This is a genomic window from Bacillus cereus, from assembly GCF_015071065.1.
Lineage (GTDB): Bacteria > Bacillota > Bacilli > Bacillales > Bacillaceae_G > Bacillus_A > Bacillus_A cereus_BA.
The window spans coordinates 44,398-58,022 of the sequence record NZ_VOVA01000016.1 but is presented as its reverse complement, the minus strand read 5'-3'; the positions used below and the strand labels follow the sequence as shown (position 1 = coordinate 58,022).

The following is a 13,625-nucleotide window of genomic DNA, read 5'->3' as shown; positions in this document are numbered from 1 at the left end:
AAGAGAAATGGAAGGTGAAATACTTGTGGAGATACTACATGTTTCAGATTTAGGGAAGGTTTATCCTGGGAAAATTTCTTATACAGCATTATCCCATATTGATTTGAAAATAAACAAAGGTGAATTTATAGGAATTATGGGACCATCTGGGAGTGGTAAAACAACGCTATTAAATATGGTTTCTACTATAGATGCTCCAACATCAGGAGAAGTATTAATTCATGGAGAAAATCCATATCTGTTATCTCCAGATCAGTTGTCTTTATTTCGAAGACGTGAATTAGGGTTTGTTTTTCAATCATTTAATCTCCTTAATACACTTACAGTGAAAGAAAATATTGTTCTTCCACTTACGCTTGATGGTGTAAGCCCTACAGAAATGGAAGGGAAAGTGGAAGCTATTGCTGAAAAACTAGGGATAACTGAAATATTAGATAAACGTACGTATGAAATTTCTGGTGGGCAGGCACAAAGAACAGCAATCGCACGAGCTACTATTCATAATCCGAAATTATTACTTGCGGATGAGCCTACAGGAAATCTGGATTCAAAATCTGCTAGTGATGTGATGGAATTATTGACAAGGCTTAATAAAGAAAATAGCACAACGATGATGTTAGTGACACATGATGCAATGGCTGCAAGTTATTGTGATCGGATTGTGTTTATCAAAGATGGACAGTTATACAATGAGATTTATTGTGGAGATAATCGCAAAGTATTCTATCAAAAAATTCTAGAGGTTTTAGCATTATTAGGAGGAAATGCAAATGACTTTTCGACAGTTCGCATTTAATAACGTCATTCGAAGTAAACGAACATATTTGGCTCATTTTTTAAGTAGTACGTTTGCTATTATGATTTTCTTTACTTACGCATTACTTGCATTTCATCCTAATTTACAAGGCGATCTTGCTGCCAGTGTAACAATCAATACATTTGCAAAGTCAGGATTACAGATATCGCAGGGGTTAATATTTTTCTTCTCATTCTTCTTTATCCTATATTCTGTAAGTGCATTTTTAAAAACAAGAAAAAAAGATTTTGGAATTCTAATGCTACATGGGATGTCACGTTCACAGTTGAATAAATTAGTATTTATTGAAAATATAATAATTGGAATCGCTTCTATTTTAACAGGAATTACAATTGGAATGGCGTTCTCTAAGTTTATTTTAATTATGAGCAACAATCTGCTAATGATTGATAAAGGACTCCCATTTTACATGCCCTTTAAAGCAATTGGAATAACATTTGGGGCTTTCTTCTTATTATTTTTATTTATTTCACTTTTCACTTCTCGACTAGTAAATGTAGAGCAATTAGTAGAATTAATAAAAGCAGAAGAAAAGCCAAAGCCTGAACCCAAAGCATCCTTTTGGCTGTCTTTATTCGCACTTATTTGTATTGGATTAGGATATACGGCTGTATTCCATAGTGTTAATGCAATTCAATACAAGGATATGAAATATGTATTATTCATGATGGCGACAGGGGTGAGCTTTGTTGTACTTGGAACGTACTTCTTCTTGACCCAGCTCAGTGTGTATGTGTTACGTGCATTAAAGAAAAGGGAAAATATTTTCTTTAAGAAAACAAACATACTAACCATCTCAGATTTAGTGTATCAATTAAAGGATAATGCAAAAATGTTTTTTATGGTCACTATTATTTCTACCGTTGCCTTCACTGCAGTGGGGACTTGTATGGGATTAGGCAACTCATCCATGGCTGAATCAAAAAGTCCTTTTGCATTTTCTTATCAGTCTTATAATGATAACCATTTAGAAAAAGAACATTTAAAAAAAATAGAAAGCGAACTCCATGATGGTGAGTTTAATTTCAAACAGGTGACTTATTCAACAAAACAAATTCGAGATACTCTCTATAACAGTAATATATTATCAACCGTTATAAAATTAAGTGATTATAATAAGTTAGCTAAGGCATTTGGTTTTGAAAAAGAAAGCTTAAAAGATGAAAATGATAGTGTTGTCATACCTTCAAGAAAAGTTGCTAATACAAAATCTAATCAAAATAACTTTCAATTGTTGTATAGAAATATAAAAAAAGATATGCATGTAAATAAAATACTTACTCCGAAAGAATTACAAAAAACACAAGTAACGACAATTATTGTACCAGACGCTGTATATAATCAAATGATAGCGGATCCAGAGAATTACTATTTTGAAATCACTATTAATGGTTTTATTGTGAAAGATTGGGAGAAAACAAAAAAAGTTGCGGAAAATATTGTAGCTGCTTTTCAGAAGGATAATAAAGGTATAAATGAGCATATAGTAGACAACGAAAAATATACATTTTCGACTTTAATTCTTACATGGATAGTGATGAAGCAAGAGTTTGGACTTGCATCTATCATGAGTGTATTAATAGGTATTGTTTTCTTTACGTTTGCCGCAAGCTTTTTATATTTCCGATTATACACCGACTTAGAACGAAATCAGCAGCAATATAAAATGATAGCAAAGGTCGGTTTAAGTAAACCTGAATTAAAGAAAATTGTGTCACGTCAACTTGCACTTTTATTCTTTTTACCAATTATAATTGCTATTGCACATAGTGCGGTTGCTTTTATGGCCTTACAAAATTTAGCCAATTTTTCAGTTTTGGGTAGTTCAATTATGGTATTGATTTGTTTCTTAGTCATGCAAATTATATACTTTTACTTTGTTCGTGCTCAATACTTGAAAAAAATGTATAAAATGATTTTTTAATTTAAATATAATTAAAAGAAGGAGAATATAGGTTGAAAAAAAGGATTGGATTATTAATAGTGGCTAGTATTTCGATTACCATGTTAGGAGCATGTTCATTATTTGGTACAAAAGACTCTCCGGCAAATGGAATTTCAATAGAAGTAGGAGCGATAAACGAACAAACAAGAAGCTCTATAATTGACTCATACAAAGATATAACAAGCTCAAAAGACCTATATCAATTAAAAGAAGGGACTATAGATAATAACAAGCTCGACATAAAGCTACCGACTAATTTTGGGGATTCTATGGATACTGCTACTAGTAATTTACTATTTATTAGTAGAACAACTGCTGAGCAAATGAATAAAAAAGGGCTCATACGTGAAAGGGATAATAACGAGGGGCTTACATCATCAGTCCCTCTTGATTCGTTACCAAAAATAGAAAAAGATGAAACTATCTTATTTGCAAATAAAGAATATAAGGATTTAAAAGAGATAACATATGATGGGAAAAAAATGAGTACTCAATACGAAGGAGATGTATGGCTAGCGCCATATCGTGGTGGATCCAACGAAATCCTATTAATTGTAGATGATACATTATTTAAAGAAATAAATGGGAAAGAAAAAATTAGACAGATTCTATCTTTTAATAAATCTTTTGGGAATCTTAATTTAGTCAATCAAGGGAAAGCACCAGAATTAAGTAAGGAAATAGATAAAGTAATAACGGCTTTAGGCACTGAGGACAGGAGAGCTGTCGAGTTTGTAAACATTACAGAAAAGTAAACCAATACGTCTAGATGGGGTAGAACCCGGTCACTATCAGGTTAAGAAAAATAAATATATCATCAACATAGTGTTGTTGTGACAGATTATGATGAACAATATGTATATATTAACGCCCCGAAGTGATGAAGATGACACTTATACTCTAAGTGATTTTTGTATTGTTTATATTTTTGTTATTTATTGATGTAGAATCCTTATTATAAGGATTCTATTTTTTGTATCAAAAATCTATAAAGAAAAAAGATAAGATCGGCGAAAAAGAACTAAAAGGGATTTTAAATGAATTTTTCAAAACAACACTAATAATGATAACGTTCGCTAAATAGATTCGCTTCTTTTGTTTATAGGAAGCTTAACATCTTCTCTTTTTGAATGCAGCATAACCATAAATAAATTTTTTTTGTAAATGTGGAACTATTTCATTACTTACACTGTCTATTAAGCGTTAAAACATTTTTTATTAAATTTATTTAGAAAGGAATAATCATTTTTAACTAAGGGAGAAGATTGAATTGAAAAAAATATGGATGCTGCTTTTCTTTTGTTTTGGAGTTATGTTGGTAGGATGTAATAAAAACGAACCGCCAAAACAAGCATTTGAAGAATATATTAATTTATGGAATGATAAAAAATTTGCAAATATGTATGATCATTTATCAGAACATGCAAAAAAGACGATTTCGAAAAAAGATTTTACCGAGAAATATGAAAAAATCTATGAAGGTATTGGAGTTCAGAATTTAAAAATTAAAACGAAAGGAGAGAATACTAAAGATAAAGAACGTTTTCTTTTTGAAGTTAAAATGGATACGTATGGAGGAACAGTTTCATTCATCCATGAAGCAAAACTTGTGAAAGATAAGAAATCTTGGAAAATAGATTGGACACCAGACTTCATTTTCCCAGGTATGAAAAAAGATTACAAAGTACGTATGCAAATAGAACAAGGAAAACGCGGAGAAATATATGATCGAAATGGAAAAGGGCTTGCAACGAACGGTAAAGCGTCTGAGGTTGGAATTATTCCAGAGAAACTAGGTGAAACGGCAGCGCAAACGAAAGAAATAGTAGCACAATTACTTGATATGTCTATAGAAGAGGTCGATCAGAAGCTCGCAGCGAAATGGATAAAACCAGATTCCTTTGTACCAATTGGTATTTTAAAAGAGGGAACCAGACAGAATGATTATATTGAATTAGATGGAGTTTCCTCTCGCCCAGTAAATATTCGTACGTATCCATTAGGAGAAGCAGCGGCACACTTAACAGGATATATAGGAAAGGTGAATGCAGAGGAGTTAAAATCGCTTCAAAAAAAAGGTTATCAAGCAGATGATTTAGTGGGTAAGACAGGTTTAGAGAAAGTATTAGAGAATAAATTGCGTGGTGAAAAGGGTGGACGCGTATTTATGGAAGATGAGAACGGGAAAGAGATTAAAAACGTAGCAAAAAAAGAAGCAAAAGAAGGGGGAAATGTTACGTTAACAATTGATGCTGCAATTCAAGAAAAAATCTTTAATGAGATGAAAAATGAAGCAGGATCTAGTGCAGCGGTCAATCCTAAAACGGGTGAAACAATCGCACTTGTAAGTAGCCCTGCTTATAATCCAAATATAATAGTTAGAGGAGCGTCAAAAGCCCAAAGAGAAGCATGGAATAACGACTCGAAACTGCCAATGATGAATCGCTTCACAAAAGCATTTGTACCAGGTTCTGTATTTAAAACGATTACAGGTGCGATTGGTTTGGAAACGAAAACAATAAATCCTAAAGAAGAATTTAAAATTCAAGGATTAAAATGGACAAAAGATTCATCGTGGGGAAATTATTATATAACACGTGTGAAGGAAGCTAGTTCAATTGATTTTGATAAGGCAATGAAGTACTCTGATAATATTTATTTTGCTCAACAAGCTTTGAAAATGGGGAAAGATCAGTATGTAAGTGAATTTAAGAAATACGGATTTCATGAAAAATTACCAATCGAATACGAATTTCCTATTTCAACAATTGCAAAAGATGGGATAAAAAACGATATTCAACTAGCAGATACGGGATATGGACAAGGACAAGTATTAATGACACCACTTCATTTAGCATTAACATATGCACCGATTGTGAATGAAGGGAATATTCCGTCGCCTCATCTGTTAAAAGAAGCAAAAGTAGCGGGGAATTGGAAAGAAAACGTGGTCTCTAAAAAGAATCAAGAGATAGTAAAGAGTGCATTAATAAAAGTCATTAATGACCCTGATGGCGCTGGGAGAATTGCTAAGATTGATGGTGTAACTCTTGCTGGTAAAACCGGTACAGCAGAACTGAAGGAGTCGAAAGAAGCAGATGGAAAGGAACTGGGATGGTTTGCAGCTTTTGATGCAAATGCACCAGACATGATTGTTACCATGATGATTGAAGATGTAAAAGGAAGAGGGGGGAGTAATGTTCCAGGTGAAAAAGTAAAACATGTTTTTCAGAAATAACACTTAATTATAAGGTGGAACCTTTTACTAAATTTATTATATGTATGCTTAACTTAAAGGTATAGATTGGGCAAAACAAAGAACAATTAAGTTTCAAAAAAAGCATTCTTTCTAATAGAGAATGCTTTTTCTATTTTGTTGTGACTCTAGAAAGTTGATACCGCATCATATTCATTATTTGCAAGTACGGGCTGATTGGTAGTTTGTCCTAAATGCTGATTTAAAAACAGAGAGTTCAGTCGGAAGTGCAAGTCCGATTGGGACAGGTATTAATACAGCTGGTGATAAAAAACTTGTTCATTTTTATTTTCATATCTGAAATCTTGGTGTTGCTAATAGTAAATATAAGAGAAGAACAAATTGAAATAGACAAACGAGGGTGATTTTAAACTTTAATAAAAGAGTTATTTAGAAAAAAATAAATAGAGCACACAAATAAGTATGCTCTTAGAAAAAATAGGTGATACAAATCGAGTGTTGCGTGAAATTTAAAAAATCATAATCAGATTTTTACGAGTAAATTTTTAACATTGTATGCATTACTTGTTTTTTTGGAGCCTGTCATAAAAAAGAATGTAAAGGTGATTATGTAATGAAATGTATTGCATACCTTTACATTTTTCAGGAGAATTCTTCTATCAAAAAAAAGATAAACAATGGAACAAATGAAACTTGTATCATGTCTATATATTGAAACCATATTAAAAGTGAGGGCAGCTTTATGTTTATTCAAATAAGTTTGAGGTGTGGAAATGGAACAGACGTTTATTGAAAAGTGTAATCATGATGAGCTTGACTATGTTATTAAAGATTATTGGCAAGATGTATGGAATTATTCCTTTATTATTACGAAAGATCCACACTTATCAGATGACATCACGCAAGATGTATTTATAAAGGTTTTTAAACATTGGCATTCGTTTCGAAAGGAGTCATCTATTAAAACGTGGATATTAAAAATCACAAGAAATACAGCAATAAACTATTTGAAATCCTCTTATTTTAAAAGGATATCTTTAGTGGGATTTTTTAGTGACGATAAGCAATCTCCATCGGCAGAACAAGAATTTTTTAAGCAAGAGGAAATGAATGAAGTGTGGGAGGTTGTATTAAAACTACCTAAAAAACACCGTGAAATACTAATATTGGACGCGAAATATGAATTATCTTATGAAGAAATGGCTGAAACATTAGGAGTGTCAATTGGAACTGTAAAATCTAGATTAAGCCGAGCGAGAAGTAAGGTTTCAAAATTAATAGAGGAGGGTAGAAGTGATGAACAATAAAAAAAATCCCGACTGGTATAGCAAATTAAAAAATGGACCAATGGAGAATCGTAAAGATGAAGAAGAATTTATTTATAAAATAAAGCAATCGGTATACCAAAATAGTGAAGTAGATTCTGCAACATACAAAAGACCATTTCGTAGAAAAGTATTGCCTATTGTAGTTGTTTTGGCTTGTACAATGTTATTTTTTATTGTTCAACAACCTTGGCTTGATGATAATAAATCACCGGTACAAAGTAGTACTCAAATTGAGCCTAAAACAAAAGATGAATCTGCTCAAGATCCCTCACTAAAACAATTTATAAAGGACTTAAATCGAAGTACAAATTCTAAAAATGAAAATGATTTGTATAGAGCATTAAATGATGAAGTTATATTTAAAGGGAGTATGTATAAGAAGGATGAATTACAGCTTGATGAGGATATTTTCCATGAGTTGCAAGTTGCTCTTACAATGGGAGGAGAATTTGTGAATGATACGAAGAAAGTTTACAAAGTGCCAAGTGGATTGACAGAAAGTAATCAATCAAAGCAAGAACATTTTATATTTGCAACTGTTACTGGAAACAAAACGAAAATTTTAGCTGAACCAAATCGAGAATCACAAGTTTTATATGAAGTATCTAATGAAACGGTGAAAGCTTGGATCCCGGAAAAAGTGCAGAAGGATGGATATGTAAAAATATCGACTATTAACGGTAATACTGGATATGTACAAAAAGAGTATGTTTTAACTGATATTAAATATTCTTTCATATTAGAAAAAAATTATGAAGGTATATGGAAAATAACAAATATAGATTCTATATGGTAAAAGAGGAAGGTTCACTTTAATGAACCTTCCTCTTTATCCTCTTTTTGAAGTGTATTCCAAGACTCTAAAACTTTTGATGTAACGAGAGCAGCGCTGTTTTTTTCTAAATTGCCACCAGGAATAACAACAGAAATGGCTATTTGTGGATCTTTGGCAGGAGCATATGCAATGAATAGAGAATGATTGATCACTCTTTCTTGCTCGTTCGGAGAACCTGTAATACCCGTTTTACCTGCGACATCAAAAGGCAAGTTTTTAATCTCCTCTATATTTTGACTCATCCCACCTTGCACGACACTCCAAAATTTCATAGGATAACGATTTGAACTTTCTAATATTGGTTTAAACTTTCTTGTTTCCTTACCGTCCTGACCAATAATAGCACTTGCGATTTGAGGTTTATATTTATCACCTTTACTTGCCAAAGTTGCTGCATATTGAGCAAGTTGAAGAGGAGTGTGCACTTCATTTCCTCCCCAAGAAGCATTTAATAAAGCAGAGATTCCATTTTCAAACTTATTAGATGGATGAAATTCATATTTTCCATCTTCTTCAAAGGGTAAATCGATCCCAGTTTTAGAACGAAGGCCGAATTGCATTAAATAATTTGTCCATATATTTGCTACTTTTTCTATATTCCCATTATTTTGGTTGAATAAGGGTAGAGCTACTTTTGCTGTCATAAATGTATTAGATGAATTAATGATAGCCTGGCTCGGTGTAATTTCACCTGTTGGCGTTCCAGGTGCATTAGTAATGTTATTTTGATTATCATACTGAAAAGTACCTTTATCTAAATAAGTATCTTCAGGTTGAAAAAGCTTTTCGTTTAATCCAATTAAAATAGTAAGTGGCTTTATAGTAGAGGCCATATTTACATAAGATTCACCATACTTTAATTTTTGAATTGCTTTATTTTGCGACAATGATTTGATGTTTTCTTTTTTAGATGATACATGTGTATGTAATGTATTTGGATCAAAAACTGCTGAGTTGACCATAGTTAAAATTGCACCAGTTTTTACATCGGTCACTACAGCATAACCAGCATTAGCATCAGGTGTTTTCTTAATTTGAGCTCTTAATGCTTCCTCTGTTTTTTGCTGCAGATTAGAATCTAAAGCTAGCCAGACATCTTTTCCGTTTTGTACTTTTTGAATGTTCCATAAGAACTTTTTATTATTCATTTTAAAAATCAGAGTTTTTCCTGGTTTTCCTTTTAAATCATTTTCATATTGAAGCTCAATCCCACTTTTTCCAACAGTTCCATACTTAGAATTAAGGTCATTTTCTACATACCCAATTAGCTGTGAACCAATTTCATGTTTGGGATAATATCGAATCAATTCATCTTTGATTATTACATTATTGGGTTTGTTCTTGTTTATGAATGTAAGTTCATTCTCATTTATGTCAGAGTATAACGGTATATCATTCATAGTCTGCTTTTTACAAGATTGTTGTAATTGCGATTTTATGTCCTCTGCAGAAATGTCATGTTGAAACTCGCTTGAAAATTGATTGAAAAAAGCTAATGTGTTTGATGTATCTTGATTCGATAGCTTTTCATCATTAGAAGTGCAATATAGAGACTTAACTTTCTTATTTGTAGCTAGTATTACACCATTTTGATCAAAAATTTTTCCTCTTTCAGCTGAAGAAGTTGCGATAGTAATTGAAATGAAGTTGATTTTTAATAAAATTAGTAAAACCAAACCTACAATAGAAAGAACCGCAAAAAATCTCCATCTTTTTGTATGTAACATATAACCCTCCCTTATGTAGCCTATTTCATCTTATAGTTAATTATTTTTTTTGTAAATGTGGAACAACTTTATTACTTAGGTTGTCTATTAAGTATTACAGCATGAAGAAAGGAATAATCAGTATGAAAAGTTACTAGCAAGTCTATGTGTAAGTTTAATATGAGTCATTATACAGTTTAGCATTTCTAATGCAAGCGACAAAAAAATAGAGAGAAAAACAGGAAGGGAGATTTATCAATTACGAGGCTAAACCAAAAGGAATTGAAGCTTACAAGGATTTAGAAAAAAAGATAAGACACTATTTATAACTGAATGGTGGTTTCTAATATATAGGGAACGTATTTAGTATATTTATTTACTAAGTATTAGTGAGGAGTTCCGGAAGAATTATATGGAGGATTTATGAAAAAACAAAAAGGAAAGAAGCAGAAGACATATATATCTATTCGATTAAATATAATGTTCCTTTGCATATTTGTACTATTCTCAGCTATTATTATGCAGCTAGGAAAAGTACAAATCGTTGAGGGAGAGGCTTATAAGAACCAAGTGGAAAACAGTCAAAATGAAACAACTAGTATACCAGTTCCACGTGGACAAATTCTAGATCGAGAAGGGAAAACGGTCGTTAATAATAAATCTCTTCGCGCAATTACGTATACAAGGGTGAAGGGGATAAAGAGTGAAGATATTTTAAAAACAGCAAAAGAATTGGCGAAAGTACTTGAAATGCCTGAACAAGATATAAATAAGTTAACCGATATCGATAAAAAAGATTTCTGGATGCAATTGAATACGAAACGTGCGGAATCAAAGATTACTAAAAAAGACATAGGAAAGTTTAAAGAAAAGGGAATAGAGGGAAAAGAACTAGACAAAAAAATTCAAGACTTAAGACGAAGTCGCGTTACAGAAGTAGAATTGGCAGAATTAACAGCACAAGATTTAAAGGTGTTAGCTATTAAAAGTAAAATGAGTTCAGGTTATCAACTGACACCACAAATTATTAAAAAAGATGTGACAGATCAAGAATATGCGCGGATAAGTGAAAACCTTGCGGAGTTTCCAGGAGTAGATACAACAGTTGATTGGGAACGTAATTATGTAAATGGTAATTTATTTCGTTCCGTGTTAGGGAATATTACAAGTAGTGAAGAAGGACTACCGAAAGAAAACTTAGATTCTTATTTGGTACGTGGATATAACCGTAATGATCGTGTAGGAAAAAGTTATATTGAACAACGATATGAAGATGTATTACACGGCACAAAAGAAGAAGTGAAAAACATTACTGATAAATCAGGAAACATTATAAACACAGAAATAATCTCTAAAGGAAAAAGTGGTAGTAGTTTAACATTAACGATTGATATGGAATTACAAAAGAAAGTGGAAGAAAGTATAGAGAAAAATTTGAGAGCTTTTAAGAGTTCAGAGCCACTGTTGGACCGAGCGTTTGTCGTCATGACAAATCCAAATAACGGACAGATTTTATCTATGGCAGGCAAAAAGATTGTAGAAAAAGAAGGGAAAATAGAGATTGAGGATTTGGCATTAGGTAACATGACAACTTCGTATGAGCTAGGGTCAGCTGTAAAAGGCGCAACGTTATTAACTGGATATGAGACAGGGGCAATACAGCCAGGAGATCAATTTTATGATGCACCGATGAAATTTAAAGGTACACAAGCCAAGAAATCATGGAATGTATCCGGATTTGGTAATATTAATGATTTACGAGCTTTACAAGTATCTTCGAATGTATACATGTTCCAGACAGCTTTAAAAATTGCGGGAGTTAATTACGTACCGAATGGTTCATTGGATATTAAACAAGAAGCATTTGATAAGATGCGTTATTATTTTAAACAATTTGGTTTAGGGGTACCAACAGGTATTGATTTACCGAATGAAATAATTGGGCAAACTAGAAAAGTAGATAGTCAACCCGGGTTTTTACTAGATTTTTCTATCGGTCAGTATGATACTTATACGCCATTGCAATTGGCACAATATATTTCAACTATTGCTAACGGTGGATATAGAATGCAACCCCAAATTGTACAAGAAATAAGAGAACAATCAATAAAAGAAGAGGAAGTTGGCAAAGTTATACGCTCTATAGAGCCTGTCGTATTAAATCGAGTTGATATGAAGAAAGAACATATTGATCGGATAAAAGAAGGCTTTAGATGGGTATTCCAAGAAGGTGATGGAACTGGCGTGAAGTATTTCAAGAATGCTCCATACAAACCAGCAGGAAAGACAGGGACAGCTCAAACTGTATATGGTGGAGATGATCCAATTGGTAGAAATGCAAAAGGAGAACGTATGGAATGTTACAACTTAACATTAGTTGGATATGCTCCATATGATAATCCAGAAGTAGCATTTTCTGTAGTAGTCCCATGGCTTCATGATGATAAAAATGGAATTAATTCTATAATTGGGAAGGAAATTTTAGATGTATACTTTGATTTAAAAAAGCAACGTATACATGGTGAAGCTGCTAGTACAGATAGTTCGAATCAAAATTAGTAAAATTTGTGCACTTTTCTCAGGGGAAGAGACCCTGTTTATATAAAAGCCTTTATAAGTTAAAGAAAAAGTGAGATTTGAAATGAGAAATAGCAGCTATCATAGTTGCTATTTCTTACTTTTGTTAATATCTTGGCTACTAGTTAAAAAGGTTTTAAATTTATGGAACAAACTTGTTTCTTAGATGGTCTATTATGTGTACGTATAAAAACAGGTGTTCAAATAGGATACAGTGTATTGAATTTACTACTTGTTTTCAGTATTGAAAATTTGAAAGGAATGATGATTTTGAAAAACAAGAGGATGCTAAAAATAGGTATATGCGTTGGTATATTAGGTTTAAGTCTTACAAGTCTAGAAGCTTTTACAGGAGGGGCATTGCAAGTTGAAGCGAAAGAAAAGACCGGACCAGTTAAACATAAAAATCATGCGACGTATAAAGAATTCTCTCAACTTGAGAAAAAATTTGATGCTCGATTAGGTGTGTATGCTATTGATACTGGTACAAATCGAACAATTGCTTATCGACCTAACGAAAGATTTGCCTTTGCATCAACCTACAAGGCATTAGCGGCAGGAGTATTGCTACAGCAAAACTCAATTGAGAAATTAAATGAAGTTATCACTTATACGAAAGACGACTTAGTGGAATATTCACCTGTTACTGAGAAACATGTAGATACCGGAATGGCACTAGGAGAAATTGCTGAGGCTGCTGTTCGTTCCAGTGATAATACTGCAGGGAACATTTTATTTCATAAAATAGGCGGACCTAAGGGATATGAAAAAGCGCTTAGACAGATGGGTGATCGGGTTACTATGGCTGATCGCTTTGAGACAGAGTTAAACGAGGCTATTCCAGGAGACATTCGTGACACTAGTACAGCAAAAGCAATTGCTACCAATCTTAAGGCTTTTACGGTCGGAAATGCACTTCCAGCTGATAAACGTAAAATTCTTACAGAGTGGATGAAAGGAAATGCTACAGGAGACAAACTTATTCGTGCAGGCGTACCAACTGACTGGGTAGTTGGAGATAAATCAGGAGCTGGAAGTTATGGGACACGAAATGATATTGCTATCGTTTGGCCGCCGAATAGAGCACCCATTATCATCGCAATTTTATCTAGTAAAGATGAGAAAGAGGCTACCTATGATAATCAACTAATTGCAGAGGCAGCTGAAGTTATAGTTAAGGCTCTTAGGTGATAATCTCTC

Annotated in this window: 9 protein-coding genes; 8 read left to right on the top strand and 1 reads right to left on the bottom strand. The window is 32.8% G+C overall.

Translation table 11 applies throughout. The features are described from left to right. Nucleotides 1-25 precede the first annotated feature (25 nt). The 6 genes from FT637_RS24115 to FT637_RS24090 all read left to right on the top strand — a co-directional run bounded on the left by FT637_RS24115 (nt 26) and on the right by FT637_RS24090 (nt 8,103). Nucleotides 26-796: an ABC transporter ATP-binding protein gene (locus tag FT637_RS24115; RefSeq protein ID WP_319805964.1), complete on the top strand. Its 771-nt coding sequence runs from the start codon at nt 26-28 to the stop codon at nt 794-796. Next, complete coding sequence (locus tag FT637_RS24110; RefSeq protein ID WP_193648433.1) at nt 771-2,741, top strand: FtsX-like permease family protein; 1,971 nt, start codon at nt 771-773, stop codon at nt 2,739-2,741. The genes FT637_RS24115 and FT637_RS24110 overlap by 26 nt, the downstream gene beginning before the upstream one ends. Nucleotides 2,742-2,773: 32 nt before the next feature. Further along, nucleotides 2,774-3,517 carry a lipoprotein BA_5634 family protein gene (locus FT637_RS24105; protein WP_193648432.1) on the top strand — a complete coding sequence of 248 codons (744 nt, stop codon included), beginning with the start codon at nt 2,774-2,776 and terminating at the stop codon, nt 3,515-3,517. Between the two features lie 515 nt (nt 3,518-4,032). Further along, nucleotides 4,033-6,000, top strand: coding sequence for a penicillin-binding transpeptidase domain-containing protein (locus FT637_RS24100; RefSeq protein ID WP_193648431.1), 1,968 nt, complete (start codon nt 4,033-4,035; stop codon nt 5,998-6,000). Between the two features lie 752 nt (nt 6,001-6,752). Next, a complete protein-coding gene (locus FT637_RS24095; protein ID WP_193648430.1) occupies nt 6,753-7,286 on the top strand; it encodes an RNA polymerase sigma factor in 534 nt (177 codons plus the stop codon). Next, nucleotides 7,276-8,103: an SH3 domain-containing protein gene (locus FT637_RS24090; protein ID WP_193648429.1), complete on the top strand. Its 828-nt coding sequence runs from the start codon at nt 7,276-7,278 to the stop codon at nt 8,101-8,103. Before FT637_RS24095 ends, FT637_RS24090 begins: the two co-directional genes overlap by 11 nt. 11 nt (nt 8,104-8,114) lie before the next feature. Here the strand turns inward: FT637_RS24090 and FT637_RS24085 are convergent, their stop codons facing one another. After that, complete coding sequence (locus FT637_RS24085) at nt 8,115-9,869, bottom strand: peptidoglycan D,D-transpeptidase FtsI family protein (protein ID WP_193648428.1); 1,755 nt, start codon at nt 9,867-9,869, stop codon at nt 8,115-8,117. A gap of 402 nt (nt 9,870-10,271) precedes the next feature. Here FT637_RS24085 and FT637_RS24080 point away from each other — a divergent pair, with 402 nt between their 5' ends. After that, nucleotides 10,272-12,407: a peptidoglycan D,D-transpeptidase FtsI family protein gene (locus FT637_RS24080; protein WP_193648427.1), complete on the top strand. Its 2,136-nt coding sequence runs from the start codon at nt 10,272-10,274 to the stop codon at nt 12,405-12,407. Nucleotides 12,408-12,689: 282 nt separating this feature from the next. Next, nucleotides 12,690-13,616 (top strand): class A beta-lactamase Bla1, encoded by a 927-nt coding sequence (gene bla, locus FT637_RS24075; RefSeq protein ID WP_413773245.1) that lies wholly within the window; start codon nt 12,690-12,692, stop codon nt 13,614-13,616. Nucleotides 13,617-13,625: the final 9 nt, after the last annotated feature.

Excerpts from the sequence above, each read along its gene's own strand:
- FT637_RS24095 (WP_193648430.1), top strand. The coding sequence starts at position 6,753 with ATGGAACAGACGTTTATTGAAAAGTGTAATCATGATGAGCTTGACTAT.
- FT637_RS24080 (WP_193648427.1), top strand. The coding sequence starts at position 10,272 with ATGAAAAAACAAAAAGGAAAGAAGCAGAAGACATATATATCTATTCGA.
- FT637_RS24090 (WP_193648429.1), top strand. The coding sequence starts at position 7,276 with ATGAACAATAAAAAAAATCCCGACTGGTATAGCAAATTAAAAAATGGA.
- FT637_RS24110 (WP_193648433.1), top strand. The coding sequence starts at position 771 with ATGACTTTTCGACAGTTCGCATTTAATAACGTCATTCGAAGTAAACGA.
- bla (WP_413773245.1), top strand. The coding sequence starts at position 12,690 with ATGATTTTGAAAAACAAGAGGATGCTAAAAATAGGTATATGCGTTGGT.
- FT637_RS24085 (WP_193648428.1), bottom strand. The coding sequence starts at position 9,869 with ATGTTACATACAAAAAGATGGAGATTTTTTGCGGTTCTTTCTATTGTA.